This is a genomic window from Subsaximicrobium wynnwilliamsii (genome assembly GCF_007997225.1).
Taxonomy (GTDB): Bacteria; Bacteroidota; Bacteroidia; order Flavobacteriales; family Flavobacteriaceae; genus Psychroserpens; species Psychroserpens wynnwilliamsii.
The window spans coordinates 1-17,410 of record NZ_VORM01000017.1 but is presented as its reverse complement, the minus strand read 5'-3'; the positions used below and the strand labels follow the sequence as shown (position 1 = coordinate 17,410).

Genomic DNA, 17,410 nt, shown 5'->3' with positions numbered 1-17,410 from the left:
GAAGTTGTTTGTTGTTACTTTGTAATTTGATAAGCTGTAAAATGAGACTGAAAACTATTTAGACAAACGATGCAAATACATTTGCACTACGTTTTCAATACCTAGATAGAGACTTTCCGCAATGAGCGCATGGCCTATGGAGACTTCCAATAAATTAGGAATATGCTTTTGAAAAAACTCAATATTATCCAAAGAGAGGTCATGCCCTGCGTTGATGCCAATGCCAAGTCCATTTGCCAAAACAGCGGCATCTACGTAAGGTTTGATGGCAGCTTCTCTATTGTTCACATAATCTTCGGCATAGGCTTCCGTGTAGAGTTCAATGCGATCGGCTCCTGTGTTTTTCGCATTTTCCACCATTTTTAAAATGGGGTCCACAAAAATTGAGGTTCTTATACCATTGGCCTTAAATTCAGTAATCACTTCCGTCAAGAAAGCCTTATGCTTAATGGTATCCCAACCCGCGTTTGATGTGATGGCATCTTCCGCATCGGGCACCAAAGTGACTTGGGTTGGCTTGATTTCCAAGACCAAATCCATAAAGGATTTTATGGGATTGCCTTCTATATTGAATTCCGTGTAAACTTCAGCTTTCAAATCGCGCACATCCTGATAACGAATATGGCGTTCATCTGGCCTAGGATGAACCGTTACCCCTTGTGCGCCAAAACGTTGCACGTCCTTAGCGAACTGAATAACGTTTGGGGTGTCGCCTCCTCTTGAATTTCGCAAGGTGGCAATCTTGTTGATGTTTACGCTAAGTTTGGTCATTTTTTTAGGTGTTAGATTACAAAAATACAAAGTCCGCAAGGGTTTTTCTGCTTATTTTTAATTAATTTGCACAACTAATCACAACGCTTATGCCCTTAGAACAATACCTCATCAACGATATCAAGCCCTTGGATTATAGCGCCAAGGTAAGCGACTTAAAAATGATGTTCAACGAGCTTACTTACTCGCATATTCCAATTACAAAGGAAGGCATTTATATGGGTTGTATTTCTGAAACCGATGCCCATTGCTTTGAGGGCAAACAGGCCATTGAAGAATGCAGCCATTCCCTCGAAGGCTTTTATGTGCGTGACACCAGCAATTGGCTTGATGCGCTAGAGGCCTTTGCTCAAAACTCTTGCAACATCATGCCTGTTCTTAATGCTCAAAATCAGTATTTAGGGTATTACGAGCTCAATGATGTTATTGGCATTTTCAATGAAACACCATTCTTTGCCGAGCCCGGAGGCGTGTTGATCATTGAGACAACCACTCAAGATTATTCCTTTAGCGAAATAAGCCAAATCGTAGAATCCAACGACGCCAAACTCTTGGGTGCTTTTATATCCAAGATGGAAAGCGACATCATACAAATCACATTGAAAATCGGTGAGACAGGATTAAATGATGTCATCCAAACGTTTAGGCGCTACAGCTATAACATCATTTCTGGCCATGAAGATGACACTTACGTGGAAAACCTAAAGGAGCGCTCAGAATATCTTAAGAAATATCTAGACGTTTAACATTATGAAGATTGCAGTCTACAGCCAATATTTCGACGGAAAATCTACTGAATATTTTGAGCAATTGCTCGAAATACTTCTCACGAAAGAGGTTTCCGTATTTATAGAATCTGAATTCCGCCAAAAATTAGACCTGCCTCTACTGAAGGATAAGCGATTGCAAAGCTTTACATCTTTAGATGAGAGTTTCGATTTGCTTATTAGCGTAGGAGGCGATGGCACCATTTTGAGAGCAGTGACCTTTTTGCGGGATTTTTCCATTCCCATCGTAGGCATCAATACCGGAAGGCTTGGTTTTCTGGCCACGATACAGGTCAATCATGTTGAATTGGCCATCAACGAAATACTCAAAGGCAACTATAAAATCTCTGAACGCTCGCTTCTTACCGTAGAGACCAATCCAAAAAACATGGCGCTGCAAAGCATCAATTTTGCACTCAACGAAGTGGCCATAAGCAGAAAGAACACCACTTCCATGATTTCTGTAGACACCCATTTGGATGGGGAATATTTAACCTCATATTGGAGCGATGGTCTCATTATATCAACACCAACGGGCTCCACGGGATACTCACTTAGTTGCGGTGGCCCAGTGATTACGCCAGATACCGAAAGCTTGGTGCTCACACCCATCGCACCACATAATCTCAATGCAAGACCCTTGGTAATCCCAGACGCCACCGTGATTCAACTCAAGGTAAATGGTCGTGAGGACAATTATCTCATTTCATTGGATTCAAGAATTGCCACCTTGAGCAATGATACCATTGTTACCATCAAAAAGGCTAATTTTAAGATTAAAATGCTTCAAGTACTCGAAGAGAGCTTTATAGACACCCTTAGAAAGAAGCTGCTTTGGGGCGAAGACCGAAGAAATTAAACAATAAAAGTCTGTAAATACTGTTTAACTGCATGACTACTTGACACAAATTACAATGGTCAAATCTTAATTGTTATATTTGCAAACTTTTAAAAATTTATGAGGTATTTATTCCTTTTTATATTGACGATCGCTTTCGTGCCATCAAGCCATTCACAAATTTATGAAGTTGGTGTTTTTGCCGGTGGGAGCAATTTTATTGGAGACGTTGGCGCCACAGACTACATTTCGCCAAATGCAGCAGCTTTTGGTGCGATTTTCAAATGGAACAGAAGCCCCAGACACTCTTGGCGTATCTCTTTTATTTATGCAGATTTGGAAGGCATGGACTCCAAATCTGATGATCCCAGAAGAGTGCAGCGCGATTACAGTTTTGATAATTCCCTCTTGGAAATTTCAGCAGGTATGGAGTTCACTTTTTTCGATTTTGATTTGCACACCCCTGGGCTCAAGGTAACGCCTTACCTCTACTCGGGGATTTCAACCGCCTTACATAGCAACTATTATTTTGATGGCAATGGCAAATACACCGATGAAAACGTCAAGAGTTGGGCTTATGGCATCCCAATGGTGTTGGGCGTTAAATCAAATATCACAAACCATTTTGTATTGGGTTTTGAAGTTGGTGCACGGTACACGTTCTCCGATGAGCTCGATGGCAGCGTGCCAGATGGTGATTTTAGGGAAAATTTTAGCTTTGGGAATACCAACAGCAACGACTGGTACGTATTTACAGGCTTCACACTAACCTATACTTTTGGTCAAAGACCTTGTTATTGCAATTTCTAATGGATTTAAAATCACAAATACAAACCGATAAGCTGCCAAAGCATCTCGCCATCATTATGGATGGCAACGGTAGATGGGCAAAACAGCAAGGTTTCCTGCGAATAATAGGCCATGAAAACGGCACAAAATCCGTTCGGGAGGTGGTCGAGGCCACTGCGGAAATAGGCATTGAAAATCTAACACTCTATGCATTTTCCACAGAAAATTGGAACCGACCTAAAATAGAGGTTCAAACCTTAATGAAACTGCTCGTTAAATCCCTAAAAAAAGAGATTGCGACACTTCAGAAAAACAACATCAAGCTCTTAGCCATAGGATGCCTTAAAGATTTGCCAAAAAAAGCCCATCAAGAGCTTTTGGAGGTCATAGAAAAGACCAAAAATAATTCACACATGACACTAACCCTAGCGCTAAGTTATGGCTCTAGGGAAGAAATTATTAGTGTTGTAAAAACCTTGGCAGATAAAGTTAAAAATAATATAATTTCTATTGAAAGCATTGACGAATCGATTATTAATAAGCATCTTTACACGCAAAATTTACCAGACGTAGATTTGTTAATCAGAACTAGCGGTGAACATAGGATAAGCAATTTCCTCCTATGGCAAATTGCTTATGCCGAACTATATTTTACTCACATCCTTTGGCCTGATTTTACTAAAAAGGATCTTTATGAAGCTTTGATAGACTATCAAAATAGAGAACGACGATTTGGAAAAACAACCGAACAACTTAGCTAACATTTTACTTTTGAAAACATACTTTAAGTCATTACTAACTGTAACTGCCCTCCTTATTGCCTTTGCAGCAACCGCACAACAATCCAATTTCAATAAAGGCAAGAAATATATCCTTGAGGACGTTAAAGTTACTGGTAACACCAATTTTAGCGAGACCACCATCATTTCTTTTTCTAGGCTTAAAAAAGGCGAAGAGATTGTCATCCCTGGAGAAGACATCAGTAACGCCATAAAAAAACTTTGGGACTCCAACCTATTCAGCAGCATTGATGTGTATTTGACAAAAGTGGAAGGCGACAAAGCCTTCTTGGAAATAAACCTTTTTGACCTACCCGAACTCCGAGACCTCAAAATTGAAGGGGTCAAAAAAGGTAAAAAAGAAGCCATCATCAAAGACAATAGTCTTTCAAAAGGCATCAAGGTGACCGAAAACCTGATAACCACCACCCGTAATTATTTGACCAACAAATATAAAAAAGACGGTTTTTTAAATACCAAGGTTAGGGTAGACACTAGAGAAGTAACCGACGACTCCATTCAAAAAGCAAGGGTAGACATGTTAGTCTACATCGATAAAGGTGAAAAGGTAAAAATTCAGAACATCGCCATTGATGGCAATGAAAAGCTTTCCGACAAGAAATTAAAGAAGGCCATGAAAAACACCAAGGAAAAAAACTTCTTCAATTTTTTAAAACGCTCTAAATTTATCAGGGCCGATTTTAAAGAAGATCTCGTAAACCTCATAGATGTCTACAAAGAGAACGGCTATCGTGATGCACGTATATTATCAGACTCCATTGCTTATTTAGACAACGAAACCATTGACGTCCACGTAAAGCTTGAAGAAGGCGAACAGTATGAATTTGGTAAAATCACCTTCGTGGGGAACAGTGTTTACACAGACCAGCAATTGCAATCCGTATTGAGAATTAGGGGAGGCTCTACCTATAATGGCGTAGAACTTCGCAAGCGCATTGCAGACGACACCAAACCAGATGCGGCAGATTTGACTAACCTTTATCAAGATTCGGGCTACCTCTTCTCCTCTATCAATCCAGTGGAGGTAAGTGCAGAAGGCAACGTCATTGATCTTGAAATTAGAATTGTTGAAGGTAAACCAGCGTATTTCAACGCAGTTTCAGTCTCTGGTAACGAAAAAACAAACGACCATGTGATTTATCGTGAACTGCGTACAAAACCAGGCCAACTCTATCGTAAAAGCAACGTGATTAGAACCATTAGGGAATTAGGTCAACTAGGCTTCTTTGATGCGCAATTAATCACACCAAACATGAAAAACTTCAACACCCAAGATGGTTTGGTCGATATTGAATACCAAGTAGTGGAAAAAGGCTCAAGCCAAATTGAATTGCAAGGTGGCTACGGTGGTGGAGGGTTCATTGGTACATTAGGATTATCATTCAACAACTTTGCACTCAAAGATATTTTCAAGAAAGAAGCCTATAAACCAATTCCCACTGGTGATGGTCAAAGTTTGGCGCTGCGTTTGCAAGCCTCAAGATTTTTCCAAACCTATAGCTTCTCATTTTCTGAACCTTGGTTAGGTGGTAAGCGACCAACCCAATTAACGACTTCCATTTCACACACCAAACAGTTTTTATTTAACCCAATAACTCGTGATGCCGACAAAGACCGACGTTTCAACATCACAGGGGTATCGATTGGTATTGCAAAACGATTAAAAGAGCCAGATGATTATTTTCAATTGTCTCAAGCCGTGAGTTTTCAACATTACGACCTAAAAAATTATAATACAGGTTTGTTTACCTTCGGGAATGGCTACTCCAATAACCTTTCTTACACCGTAGGTCTTACGAGAAACAATACGGCAACTGATCCTATTTACCCTACACAAGGTTCAAATTTTTCTGTAAGTGCAAAATTATCCATTCCTTATTCTTTATTCAATTCAACAGATTATGGGGCCTTAAAGGAAGAACGCGATGAGTTGAACCCACAAAATCCAGATGAACTGGCAAGGATTGGAGAAATTGACCAAGAGCGTTACAAGTGGTTGGAATTTTATAAAGTCAAATTCAAAGGCGATTGGTACACCAATCCAGTAGATAAATTAGTATTGAAATCGGGCATGGAATTTGGCTTCTTAGGTGCTTATAACCAAGATCGTGGCATCATCCCATTTGAGCGCTTCTTTATTGGTGGCGATGGCTTAGGCAATTTTGCTTTAGATGGTCGTGAGATTATCCAATTGAGAGGTTATCCTAATCAAGCATTATCTTCGCAGGATGGTGGTACCATTTACAACAAATTTTCTTTAGAGCTGCGCTATCCAATTACCTTGGGAGCATCGGCAAAAATATATGGTCTTACGTTTCTGGAAGCAGGTAACTCCTTTGATAGTTTTAGGGATTTTGACCCATTTAGGTTAAAACGTTCCGCAGGATTTGGATTGAGAATATTTATGCCTGCCTTCGGCTTGCTAGGTATTGATTTTGGACATGGGTTTGATCCCTTACCAGGTGGTGTTCAGAAAAATGGTTGGGAAACACACTTCATCATTGGACAGCAATTTTAACTTTGGCACGATATTTTCTAAGTACTTTACAACGATTTATTTGGTGTGTTAAAATTTTTCAGATTAAATTTCGTTAATTTGAAAAATGAAACCCAATGACGGAATCGTATGTTAAATCTGTCATTTTAATTTTGAGATCATTTCAACGAACCATAAAACAAAACAGATGAAACGCAACGTTCTTTTTTTATTGACCTTAATAAGTTTAAGCTGCTTTGTTTCAAATGCGCAAAGAGGGGTGCGAATTGGCTATATTGATACCGAATATATCTTGGAAAATGTACCAGAATATACCGAAGCCAACACACAATTGGATCAAAAGGTACAACAATGGAAAACCGATATTGAGCAACGCCTAAATACAATTGAATCTAAAAAGAAGCAATTGAACGGCGAACGCGTTTTGTTGACCCAGCAATTATATGAAGAGCGCTTAGAGGATATAGGCTTTGAGGAGGCTGAAATATTGGACTACCAGCAGAAACGTTTCGGGCCCAATGGCGATTTAATGATCCAAAAGCAACAGCTTATTCAGCCCATTCAAGATCAAATTTTTGCGGCGGTACAGGAAATTGCTGAAAATAAAAAATATGATTTTATCTTTGACAAATCAGCAGATGTGGTCATGCTTTATTCAGCAGAGCGTTATGACATTAGTGAAATGATCATTAGAAGTATCACAAGATCTGCCAAACGTACCCAAGCGACCTCAAGGTCTGAGCGCAGGGAAGCCGAGCGTGAAGAGGTGGTGCCAGAAATAAATGAAGCGATGGATGAGCGGGAAAAAGTCTTGGAGGAAAGACAAACGGCTCGTGAGGCTGCCATGGATGAGCGCAATGCCGAACGTCTTAAACGTCGTGATTCACTCAAAGATGCAGCAGCAGCAAGACGCCAAAGCATTTTGGATGAGCGGGCAGCGGCCAAAGCAGCACGAGACAGTGTAAGCGGGGAAAGTGCAAGTCCAGATGTAGAAAGAAACACCGTGGTTGAAGACAGTACTAAGGCCACAGGCGCAACAGAAGCAACCACTTCAAAAACGCCAGAACAACTTGCAGAAGAAAAAAGGCAAGAGAAATTAACAGATCGCGAAGAACGTAAAAAAGCGTTGGAAGAGCGAAAAAAGAAAATCTTAGAAGCTAGAAAAAAAGCTAAAGAAGAACGGGAAGCCGCTAGAAACGAAGAGGAGCCCGACGAACAGGTTAACTAAAAACAATAATCATAACACGTAACAAATTTAAAAATGAAACATTTCAAAACCTTATTATTTACAGCTCTATTATTTGTTGGAACAACTAGCATTGCAACAGCACAAAGTAAAATTGCACATATAAACACAACAGAATTAGTGCAGGCCATGCCAGAAATGAAAACTGCACAAGCCGAAATCGAAAGATTGACAAAAACTTACGAGGCACAAATCAAGGAAATGGCCACTGAGATTCAAAACAAGGTCAAGCAGTATCAAGCAGAAGTTGATACTAAAACAGAAGAGGAAAACACTTCTAGATCTAAAGAAGTTCAACAAATGGAACAAGGCATTCGTCAATTTCAAGGTCAAGCACAAGAAGACCTTGGTAGTAAAGAAGCTGCGCTCTACAAGCCTATCTTTGAAAAAGCAAAAGCTGCGATTGAAAAAGTAGCCAATGCTCAAGGTATTCAATATGTATTAGACTCTACCCAAGGTGGTGGTGTCTTGGTAGCCGATGGCAAAGACCTTATGGCAGATGTCAAAAAAGAATTAGGATTCTAATTACAGACTAAAATATATTTAAAAAAGCCACTTTTAACGAGTGGCTTTTTTATTTTTGCCCAGTATGACCTGAAAAACTAATCACTATTCGTTAGTTTGCGATTGAAACTATTTTTAGTTTCATAAACCCTCTTGAAACCTAGGAGTTAGCATTAGACCTTTACCCTTAGTTCTAGGGATTTACCCTAGTAAACAACGAATACTGAGTTCAGTCAAGCGAAGTGGTTTTGAATTTTTATTGGGCAACCAACCATCCTATTTTTAAGATATGAGCACACAACCTATTGGCATATTTGATTCTGGTATTGGAGGGACGTCGATCTTCAAAGAGATCCATGAACTTTTACCACATGAGAATACCATTTATCTCGCCGATAGCAAAAATGCACCTTACGGCAATAAAAGCCAGGATGAGATCTTACAACTCAGCATCAAAAACACAGAGCTGCTGTTACATCGCAATTGTAAACTTATTGTTGTGGCTTGTAATACCGCTACCACCAATGCCATCGATTATTTACGATTGAACTATGGCGTCCCTATTATTGGGATTGAACCCGCCATAAAACCTGCTGCCCTCAACACCAAAACCAAGGCAATTGGCATTCTAGCCACCAAAGGAACCCTGTCTAGCGCGCTGTTTCATAAAACAACAGATTTGTACAAACGGGACATTGCCGTCATTGAGCAAGTGGGCGACGGTATTGTGCCACTTATTGAAGCTGGCAAAACAGACACTATAGAAATGAAAGCTTTGTTAGAACGCTATCTCAAACCTATGGTTGCCGCCAATATTGATTATCTGGTCTTGGGATGTACGCATTATCCCTATTTGATTCCCATGCTATCCAATCTTTTGCCAAAAGAAGTGACCATTATCGATTCTGGCCGGGCGGTTGCGAAACAAACCAAGTCTGTTTTAGAACAATACGGTCTTTTCAATACTACTAGCGTCACTGCAAAAAACCATTTTTACACCAATACAAATACGGAGGTTTTACGTCATATCTTAGATAACAATCACGCCATTGTAGAGGTTCTGGATTTTTAGTGAGTTTATCAAAGCGAAAGGCAAGCCTAAAAGATGACCTTATTAGATCAGTAGGCAGTGTGAAGACACTTGGCATTCACAGTTAAGCGCTACGCATAAAAATGCACTGAAGTGAATCAATAAGCTCGGGGCAAGCCCACAAGGTATGAATTGAAAGATGTTCTTTGTATTTCGAGGATGCCTTGGGGACTAAAACGCTCTGGAGGGATTTAAACCTATTTCCAGAAACTAAGCTTCGGAAGGCTTTGATTTCATGAGACCCTATAAAAAACGGCCAGCAAAAAAGAACTAAATGCTATGCCTTATTAATTACTGAAAAACACTACAGCAAAAACACATTTAGATACTTCGGAAGTCTTCCGCGGAAGCTGAATTATTTGAGCCAACTGCTATATTCCACATAATTATCGGCGATGCGGTTGATTTCACCTGAGATTAATTCCGCAGAAATATCCTTGACCTTTTTGGCTGGGACACCCGCATAAATGCTTCCAGACGCTACCACCGTATTCTTTGTAACCACCGCACCCGCCGCAATGATGCTGTTACTTTCCACGATGCAATCATCCATCACGATACTGCCCATCCCAATCAACACATTATCATGGATTGTACACCCGTGAACAATTGCATTATGCCCAATAGATACGTTGTCACCAATGGTGGTAGGCGATTTTTGATAGGTCGCATGAATAACCGCACCGTCTTGAACATTGACTTTATTGCCTATTTTGATGAAATGCACATCCCCCCGAATCACTGCATTGAACCAAACGCTGCATTGGTTCCCCAAGGTAACATCGCCAATGATGGTGGCATTTTCTGCAATAAAACAATCGCTGGGGATTTGTGGAGATTTGTCTTTAATGGATTTGATGATAGGCATAGTTGAAGAATTTACGATTGACGAATTTTGAATTTTATAATCTACATGTTTTGCTGCGACGTATCGAAATTATAATTTTAGATGATCCAAACCCGGAACCTTGAACCTTGAATCTTGAACCTTGAACCTTGAACCTTGAATTACCTAAAGTAAGATAACAAATCCGATTTCTTAGAAGCCGAGACTAATATTTCTTGCCCAGAGCTTAGGATCACGCTTCCGCCTTTTCCTTTTACGTATTTGGTAATCTCATTCACATTTACAAGGTAACTCTTGTGCACGCGCGCAAAGCCACTTTCTTTTAGAATGTCCTCAAAATACTTTAACGTCTTGCTTACCACCTTTTTTTTGTGATTGTTGAGATGGATTTCGGTATAATTATCATCGGCTTTGCAATAGAGAATATGAGCAGTTTCGATGACCTCGAAACCATCTTGTTGCGGGATGGTAATCCTACCTTGAACAGTATTGGTCTTTGGCACCAAAATCGTGTCCTGCAGGGCCTCTTCCTTGGCTTTGATTTCGGTTACATAATCTACGGCCTTGATGAGATCGTCAATAGAAATAGGCTTCATCAAATAATATGAGGCATGGGCATTGAGCGCCTCCATGGCATATTGGTTATAGGCAGTGACAAAAATCGTTTCAAAATCAACATCGCCCACTTGGTCCAACAAGTCAAAGGCATTGCCATAAGGCATCTCCACGTCAAGAAACACCAAATCCAAGGCTTCGTTTCTTATGAGTGCCAAGGCCTCCTTTACATTGGCTGCTTCTCCTAAGATGTCCACATTTGGGCAATATTTACCTAAGTAATTCTTGAGAATATCCCGGCTGGTCTCTTCGTCTTCTACAATAATAGCTCTTAATTTCATAATCCTAATATTTATGCTTGTTTCAAAGGCTGGTAAAACCTCTCCAAAAAATAGAGTCTTCAAATGTGATGTTTCACGCTCTTGTCTATTCGCTGTTCTCTGTTCTCTGTTCTCTGTTCTCTGTTATCTGTTCTCTGTTATCTGTTATCTGTTATCTGTTATCTGTTCTCTGTTCTCTGTTCTCTGTTCTCTGTGTTTTATTTACTTAATACATCGTACTTGACACTTAATACTATTCAAAGCTCAATCCTTCCTCAATGTCACTACAACCTTCGTTCCTGCATCCTCTTCCTCATGATAATCGGTTATCGCGACATCCACTTTATCCTTATACATATCGTTTAAAATAGCCACCCGTTTTTTAATGTTGCCCATGCCTTTGGAGTTCTGTTTTTGTTGATTCTCGGTTTTTAAGGCTTTCGAGCGCGCTCTGCCAATGCCATCATCCAACACACTAATGGTAATTTCGTCTACTGTCTTGTTTTCAATGAGAATTTGTAGTTTTCCTTTTTCGGTCTTGTAGCGCAATCCGTGCCACACGGCATTCTCGATGTAAGGTTGCAATAACATGGGTGGAATTTGATACGCCGCCACGTCCACATCATCATCAATTTTAATCTCATAATCAAACTTATCCTTGAACCTAAAATGCTCCAATTTGGTATAGAGTTGCAATAACTCTATTTCCTTTTGGAGTGGGATAAAATCTTCTTCGCTATTTTCCAGCACCGCTCGCATTAATTGGGAAAAATCAGATAAATATTTGTTCGCTGTGCGCTCATCATTTATCGCAATAAAACTATTGACTGAGTTGAGCGCATTGAAAATAAAATGCGGATTCATTTGACTGCGCAGCGATTTCAATGCCAACAGATTATTTGCCAGACGTTGCTGCTTGATGTACTTATACATAAAAAACGCGGTTACACAAAGCAAAATCGTCGCAGCAATCAAAGAGTAAATGATCAATTGCTGATTCTTACTGCGCTCATTCGCCAAACTTGAAGTGAGTTTGCGGTCACTTTCCAGACTCGTGATTCGGTTTTGCTGTTCCCTTATATTTCGCCTAAATCGATCGGCCTGAGAAAGCTCCTGCTCACGTTTGAGATACAATTCATCCACCACCAATTTGTAATCCTCAAAGGCAGCCTTCGCTTTCTCAAAATCGCCAGCACTCACGTATAAATCAGATAATTTTCGGGTGGCGTCTTTCTTGACCACTAAGTCGGCCTTGGCATCTGCTTCTTTGATGCTCTTTTCCAAATAAGGTATGGCTTCGGCATAATTCTGTTGTAAAAAATAGGCGTTCCCAATCTTGTAATTTTGCTTCTGTGAGGTTAGCGCACTGGCATTATCAATGACCGAGTCCCGTTCCGCCTCAGCAACATCCTTCACAATTTCCTTTCTCAACTCGATTTCTTGAGAATAATTACGATTGTTGTTTCTAAAATCGGCCACCGTTTCTTTTTCCTCCAAAGCACGCTTTTTGGTTTGTTTCGAAGCCAAATCCATGGCGTTTCCAAAAAACTCCTCTGCTTTGCCTGCCTTGCCACTGGCATTGTAAACTTGGGCAAGCTTGGAGTTTAGATCGACTTCCTTAGGCGAGATCAATGCGTTTTTCGCAATCTCGAGTCCGTTTTTATAGTTGGATATGGCAGCTTCATAATTCTTGATATTGGCGTAGGTGTCTCCTAAGCCTTCATAAAGTATGATGCTCTGGTAATTGCTTAGATTTTTTTTATCAATCGCGCTGTAGGTCTCTAAACTTTCTTGGTAGTTTTTATTGAGTTCATAGGCTTTACCCAAACCTAATTTTGCTTGGTTGGTTTCGGTATTTTGCAAGCTTACCCTATAGTTGGATACCGCAAGATCGTACTGTTTCCAGTACATATAAACTTCAGCAAGTAACAGGTAGGCCTCTGCGTTTTGTTGCTGCGAACTACTTTGCGATAAGGCCTCACCAACATAGGCAATGCTTTTTTCAACATCCCCCTTTTTGTATTTGGCAACAGAGTCCATCAAGGCATTAAAACTCTTGATGTCCCTTTTATAGTCTTTAGCCTTCAACTCTGTCTCTGCTGCAGGCTCTACTTCTAAGATAATGCGATCATCACTTTCAATGGTGTAATAGACCGTTTCAAAATCCTTATGCCTAATAACCAACTCATCACCTTTCTTGGCGCGAATCAAAAAAGAGCCATCAAAATTAGTACGCGTGTAAGCGCCACCGTTGATCTCAATGTTCACTTTCGGGATGGGTTTATAGGTGTACCTTTCCCTAACCGAACCTGTTATGGAGTATTCTGGGGCTTCCTTGCGAGTGTTTCCCTGTTGTGCATCTAGGTTTCCAAAGGCAAACAAAAAGAGCAGTACGAACAAGTATTTTGAGATGCTTTTCATCGTGTTTTTTTCAACGGAATAAACTTACACACTTTAATTGAGTAAATAAAATCCCGATGGGTCTTGTAATGCGGTTTGTCAAGCAACATAGCCAGCTTTACTCAATTTTATGCAATCCTCACTCATTGAAACCCAAGCTTTACTCATTGCTGCTTTTTTTCGAGAAAGTTTGTCTCTAGTTTTACTTCAGAATAACTTTAATCCTATATCCGCAAACAGTACTAAAAGTTAATTTTAATATCCCATAGCCGAATATGTCTTTACCCCTCCCGATAGCTATCGGGACTAAAGGGTGGTCATATTCTCAAAATTTAGAATAATTCTAAAATTTTTGCTTCAGCCGTAGCTGATGGGAGAAACAAAAATTTTTGCGTTTTTAAGTTTAGAATATCTATTAGGACGCAAAGCGGCTATGCATTAACCTTAAATCTATCAAGCATGTGCTTTCACAAAATCTTCTTCTTTTCGATCTTAGCCTCGACCAGCGTTTTTAGTAATGCCCAGCATAAAGGTAATTACGATCTTTTATCCCGACAGAATATTTTGCATTCGGGCAACGCCACAATCTACAATCCTGTAATTCAACAACAGCTTCAAAAGGTTTTGAACCCCAGCACCACTATTTACATCGATGTGAAGGCCTTACAAAATGAGGCTGCCACTACCTATACCGCCATTTTCAATATCAGTCAAATAGTGCCTACTGCAGATAGCACTACGGTATTGAGCAATCAACGTATTGAGCAGGTCAGAAAAAAATTACAGGCCGTCGGTATTTCTAAAAATGATCTTGTAATCGATGTGATTTCATTTGTGCCCAATTATGAGCTTGAAATAGAGAAAAAACTATTCAGTAAAACCTATACCGAAGTTCCTAAAGGATTTGAACTGCAAGAGAACCTTCACATTCGGTTCACGAAAACCAGTCAGTTTGAAAGCATTCTAAGCGCTTGTGCAGCAAATGAAATCTATAATCTCGTCAAAGTGGATTATTATATAGACAACATCGCTGAAGTTTATAAAAATCTTGAAGTGCAACTTTTGGAATTGATTACACAGAAAAAAGCCTACTACAATACCTTAGGCTTCGACTTGAACAACTATGATGTAGCCATTGCAGACGATCGCTATTGTTATTTTCCGAAGGATTTCTACCAAAGTTATCAGGCTTACAATAGCATTTCCTTCGATGCCATAAAACGAAAAAAAGGCGTGACTACTGCCAAGAAGCAAAGCTCCTATTATTATCAACCTTTATCTAATGAAACCTTTGACCTGGTCATCAAGCCTTCCGTTTTAGAGCCTGTTGTACAAATAGGCATGAACATTAAATTGCAATACACAGCAAAAGCCGCCAAGCCCCAGCCAGCTGTGAACACCGAAATCAAACACAAGTATTATATCGTCTCTCCTAATGGCCCGATAGACATCAAAGCTTTACAAACCGAATAATAACCCATTGGAATGCTAAATCCTTCCAATAAAAAATCCAGAAAAAATGAAAACACGCTTTAAAACAGGGATTGTACTATTTAGCTTGCTGTACTTTTTATGCTGTAACGCCAACGGGAAAAAACAAGACAATCTATTAGCCTTAGCAGAAACTCCTTCAAGTGCGCCCTACAAACAGTCCATAAAGGTGGCGCTCTTACTCGATACTAGCAATAGCATGGACGGACTCATTGACCAGGCAAAATCCCAACTTTGGGATATTGTTAGCGAACTTTCCTATGCCAAATGCGGTAAGGATAAACCCAATTTGCAAATCGCCCTTTATGAATATGGCAACGATAACTTAGCTGCCGCGGAAGGCCACATAAGACAAATCATAGCATTTAGCACTGATCTTGACGAGATATCGAAACACTTATTTTCTCTCAACACAAATGGCGGCAACGAATTTTGCGGACAAGTCATTGAGACCTCGCTGAATCAATTGTCATGGGGCACAAATGAAGCAGATCTCAAACTCATATTCATTGCAGGCAACGAACCCTTTACCCAAGGCAAAATAAGCTATAGGGATGCTGCCGAACAAGCCAAAAGGAACCATGTGAGTGTCAATACCATTTTCTGTGGCGATTATGACCAAGGCATAGCCACATCATGGCAGGAAGGTGCGCTCTTATCCAACGGTAATTATATGGCCATCAACCAAAACCGAACCACCACGTACGTATCCACGCCATACGATGACCAGATTTTAGAACTTAACCAGAAACTCAATACCACTTATGTGGCTTATGGCAGTTATGGGCATAAAAAAATGGCACTTCAAGCAGAACAAGACTCCAATGCCAATGGGTACAGTAAGGAAAATGCCGTTAGCAGAACTGTAAGTAAAAGTTCACATTTGTATAAAAATTCAAATTGGGACTTAGTAGATGCTTCGAACAAAAAAGATTTCAAGATTGAAGACTTAGACACTTCAGCATTACCAAAAGCACTCATAGGAAAAAGCGCGCAAGAGATTGAAGCCTATATTGCTCAAAAGAAACAAGAACGCAACAGCATCAATGAAGACATTCAGAATTTGAATGAAAAAAGACGTTCGTATCTTTCCGAACAAGAAAATACCACTGACGACAATTTGGAAAATGTCATGATCAAAGCCATTAAAACCCAAGCCAAAGCTAAAAACTATACTTGGTAATAGGCTATCAATTATTTAGCCGAAGGCAGGCGTTTCCAATATTAAATGGAAACTAAATTCCACCATCAAAATTACGCGACAGCATTTAAATAGAAAAGTCTCGACGGAAACATCGAGACTTTTTTCTGTAATGCTAGTTTAGGCCAAACTTCATGCTTAATACTTTGCACTAAATTGTATACCTTTAGTTCACTGCCGGACAGTTACATTCAAATTTCTCTCTTCTACAGTTAAAGTTGAACCCAAGTGTGATTTGATGGAAACCACCGTTATTAAATACTACTGAATTTGCTTGGTACGAATAGGTATAAGCAAACACAAAATTGTTGTAGTCAACACCCACAAATGGCGTAAAATACTGAAGCTTTTGACTGCTCACACCAGATCCATCTTGAAATTGTGCACCATCCAAACTTCTTCTGTAAGATAAACCACCCCATACTTTTCCAAAATCCATTTCACGGTAGGCTTTTAGATTAACATCAAATGAAGCCTCTTGAGTAGCATCCCTATACATAAACATGACTGAAGGTTCAAAACTAAATGGGCTGCCATATTTACTAAAAGTATTGCCTAGAGAAACTAAATAAGTTCTAAGGTTATTATAACTCAATCCTTGTTCATTAAAATTTATCCCGTCGTTATCAAGAAGATTCTTCACTGTGGCATGGGCATAAAAATCTATAAAATGATAAGAAAACCCAACATCCACATTAAAATTGGTTGCGCTTTGCTCAATACCCGCAATGATAGGATCAAAACCATCGGCCAAAAAATCAGTTTCATCGAGTTTATATTGAATAAAACCAGCGCTTAAACCAAAGGAAAGCATATTTAGATCAATCTCATTTCGAGAAAACATCAAATGGTGCGCATAGGTAAAATACGCGCCTGTTTGTGAGTGGTATCCATTTTTATCATTATAGACAATGGCTCCAACCGCCGAGGGTGAATCCCCGATACGACTATTAACGCTCAAGGTCTGTAAATTAGGAGCTTCATCTTGACCGAACCATTGGGCTCTTGCCGTAAGTCTTACCTTTGCACAATTAGCCACACCCGCCATAGATGGGTGGATCAAATAATAATTATCGGTTAAATAATCTGAGTAGATTGGCAAGCCTTCTTGGGCTGTCCCAATTTGTGTAAATAGTGCTGCAATTGCTATTAAACAATACTTTTTTAAATTCATGTCTGTTATCGTTTCAGTGTGAAATGGGCTTTAAACTCTCTTGTTGTCTGTGCTTGCTGTTCCTGGTACTCGACCACGAACCAGTAGTCGCTGGTGGGCACCTGGCCGCCGTTGTAGGTG

Annotated in this window: 16 protein-coding genes; 10 read left to right on the top strand and 6 right to left on the bottom strand. The window is 39.8% G+C overall.

Annotated elements, in window-relative coordinates:
- Positions 1-54 precede the first annotated feature (54 nt).
- Complete coding sequence (locus ESY88_RS13850) at positions 55-771, bottom strand: pyridoxine 5'-phosphate synthase (RefSeq protein WP_147087352.1); 717 nt, start codon at positions 769-771, stop codon at positions 55-57.
- Between the two features lie 89 nt (positions 772-860).
- On the opposite strand from ESY88_RS13850, the gene ESY88_RS13845 reads away from it, so the two are divergent.
- The 8 genes from ESY88_RS13845 to murI all read left to right on the top strand — a co-directional run bounded on the left by ESY88_RS13845 (position 861) and on the right by murI (position 9,284).
- Entirely contained in the window at positions 861-1,517 is a 657-nt protein-coding gene (locus tag ESY88_RS13845) for a CBS domain-containing protein (RefSeq protein ID WP_147087351.1), read from the top strand.
- A 4-nt stretch (positions 1,518-1,521) separates the two neighbouring features.
- Complete coding sequence (locus ESY88_RS13840) at positions 1,522-2,397, top strand: NAD kinase (protein ID WP_147087350.1); 876 nt, start codon at positions 1,522-1,524, stop codon at positions 2,395-2,397.
- 99 nt (positions 2,398-2,496) lie between these two features.
- Positions 2,497-3,186, top strand: coding sequence for a type IX secretion system protein PorG (gene porG, locus ESY88_RS13835; RefSeq protein ID WP_147087349.1), 690 nt, complete (start codon positions 2,497-2,499; stop codon positions 3,184-3,186).
- Complete coding sequence (locus ESY88_RS13830) at positions 3,186-3,926, top strand: isoprenyl transferase (RefSeq protein WP_147087348.1); 741 nt, start codon at positions 3,186-3,188, stop codon at positions 3,924-3,926. The genes porG and ESY88_RS13830 overlap by 1 nt, the downstream gene beginning before the upstream one ends.
- A gap of 10 nt (positions 3,927-3,936) precedes the next feature.
- Positions 3,937-6,483, top strand: coding sequence for a BamA/OMP85 family outer membrane protein (locus tag ESY88_RS13825; RefSeq protein WP_394343963.1), 2,547 nt, complete (start codon positions 3,937-3,939; stop codon positions 6,481-6,483).
- 166 nt (positions 6,484-6,649) lie between these two features.
- On the top strand, positions 6,650-7,690 hold the full coding sequence (locus ESY88_RS13820) for an OmpH family outer membrane protein (RefSeq protein WP_147087346.1): 1,041 nt from the start codon (positions 6,650-6,652) through the stop codon (positions 7,688-7,690).
- 33 nt (positions 7,691-7,723) lie between these two features.
- A complete protein-coding gene (locus tag ESY88_RS13815; RefSeq protein WP_147087345.1) occupies positions 7,724-8,233 on the top strand; it encodes an OmpH family outer membrane protein in 510 nt (169 codons plus the stop codon).
- Between the two features lie 268 nt (positions 8,234-8,501).
- Positions 8,502-9,284 carry a glutamate racemase gene (murI, locus tag ESY88_RS13810; protein ID WP_147087344.1) on the top strand — a complete coding sequence of 261 codons (783 nt, stop codon included), beginning with the start codon at positions 8,502-8,504 and terminating at the stop codon, positions 9,282-9,284.
- Between the two features lie 373 nt (positions 9,285-9,657).
- Here the strand turns inward: murI and ESY88_RS13805 are convergent, their stop codons facing one another.
- The 3 genes from ESY88_RS13805 to ESY88_RS13795 form a co-directional block, all read right to left on the bottom strand.
- Complete coding sequence (locus ESY88_RS13805; RefSeq protein WP_147087343.1) at positions 9,658-10,170, bottom strand: gamma carbonic anhydrase family protein; 513 nt, start codon at positions 10,168-10,170, stop codon at positions 9,658-9,660.
- Between the two features lie 140 nt (positions 10,171-10,310).
- Positions 10,311-11,045, bottom strand: a complete 735-nt coding sequence (locus tag ESY88_RS13800) for a LytR/AlgR family response regulator transcription factor (RefSeq protein WP_147087342.1) — start codon at positions 11,043-11,045, stop codon at positions 10,311-10,313.
- A 243-nt stretch (positions 11,046-11,288) separates the two neighbouring features.
- A complete protein-coding gene (locus tag ESY88_RS13795; protein ID WP_147087341.1) occupies positions 11,289-13,445 on the bottom strand; it encodes a histidine kinase in 2,157 nt (718 codons plus the stop codon).
- A gap of 438 nt (positions 13,446-13,883) precedes the next feature.
- Between ESY88_RS13795 and ESY88_RS13790 the strand changes: the two genes are divergently transcribed.
- Together ESY88_RS13790 and ESY88_RS13785 are read left to right on the top strand one after the other, a co-directional pair.
- Positions 13,884-14,897, top strand: a complete 1,014-nt coding sequence (locus tag ESY88_RS13790; RefSeq protein WP_147087340.1) for an SIMPL domain-containing protein — start codon at positions 13,884-13,886, stop codon at positions 14,895-14,897.
- Positions 14,898-14,943: 46 nt separating this feature from the next.
- Positions 14,944-16,098, top strand: a complete 1,155-nt coding sequence (locus ESY88_RS13785) for a vWA domain-containing protein (RefSeq protein WP_147087339.1) — start codon at positions 14,944-14,946, stop codon at positions 16,096-16,098.
- Between the two features lie 184 nt (positions 16,099-16,282).
- Here the strand turns inward: ESY88_RS13785 and ESY88_RS13780 are convergent, their stop codons facing one another.
- Both ESY88_RS13780 and ESY88_RS21905 read right to left on the bottom strand, forming a co-directional pair.
- The gene (locus ESY88_RS13780) at positions 16,283-17,290 is read right to left on the bottom strand and encodes a PorP/SprF family type IX secretion system membrane protein (RefSeq protein WP_147087338.1); all 1,008 of its coding nucleotides are present in this window, start codon (positions 17,288-17,290) and stop codon (positions 16,283-16,285) included.
- 5 nt (positions 17,291-17,295) lie between these two features.
- A partial coding sequence (locus ESY88_RS21905) for a T9SS type B sorting domain-containing protein (protein WP_147087337.1) occupies positions 17,296-17,410 on the bottom strand: 115 nt, incomplete at its 5' end.

Excerpts from the sequence above, each read along its gene's own strand:
- ESY88_RS13790 (WP_147087340.1), top strand. The coding sequence starts at position 13,884 with ATGTGCTTTCACAAAATCTTCTTCTTTTCGATCTTAGCCTCGACCAGC.
- ESY88_RS13805 (WP_147087343.1), bottom strand. The coding sequence starts at position 10,170 with ATGCCTATCATCAAATCCATTAAAGACAAATCTCCACAAATCCCCAGC.
- ESY88_RS13815 (WP_147087345.1), top strand. The coding sequence starts at position 7,724 with ATGAAACATTTCAAAACCTTATTATTTACAGCTCTATTATTTGTTGGA.
- ESY88_RS13800 (WP_147087342.1), bottom strand. The coding sequence starts at position 11,045 with ATGAAATTAAGAGCTATTATTGTAGAAGACGAAGAGACCAGCCGGGAT.
- ESY88_RS13840 (WP_147087350.1), top strand. The coding sequence starts at position 1,522 with ATGAAGATTGCAGTCTACAGCCAATATTTCGACGGAAAATCTACTGAA.
- ESY88_RS13830 (WP_147087348.1), top strand. The coding sequence starts at position 3,186 with ATGGATTTAAAATCACAAATACAAACCGATAAGCTGCCAAAGCATCTC.
- ESY88_RS13780 (WP_147087338.1), bottom strand. The coding sequence starts at position 17,290 with ATGAATTTAAAAAAGTATTGTTTAATAGCAATTGCAGCACTATTTACA.
- ESY88_RS13820 (WP_147087346.1), top strand. The coding sequence starts at position 6,650 with ATGAAACGCAACGTTCTTTTTTTATTGACCTTAATAAGTTTAAGCTGC.
- ESY88_RS13795 (WP_147087341.1), bottom strand. The coding sequence starts at position 13,445 with ATGAAAAGCATCTCAAAATACTTGTTCGTACTGCTCTTTTTGTTTGCC.
- ESY88_RS13785 (WP_147087339.1), top strand. The coding sequence starts at position 14,944 with ATGAAAACACGCTTTAAAACAGGGATTGTACTATTTAGCTTGCTGTAC.
- ESY88_RS13845 (WP_147087351.1), top strand. The coding sequence starts at position 861 with ATGCCCTTAGAACAATACCTCATCAACGATATCAAGCCCTTGGATTAT.
- porG (WP_147087349.1), top strand. The coding sequence starts at position 2,497 with ATGAGGTATTTATTCCTTTTTATATTGACGATCGCTTTCGTGCCATCA.
- murI (WP_147087344.1), top strand. The coding sequence starts at position 8,502 with ATGAGCACACAACCTATTGGCATATTTGATTCTGGTATTGGAGGGACG.
- ESY88_RS13850 (WP_147087352.1), bottom strand. The coding sequence starts at position 771 with ATGACCAAACTTAGCGTAAACATCAACAAGATTGCCACCTTGCGAAAT.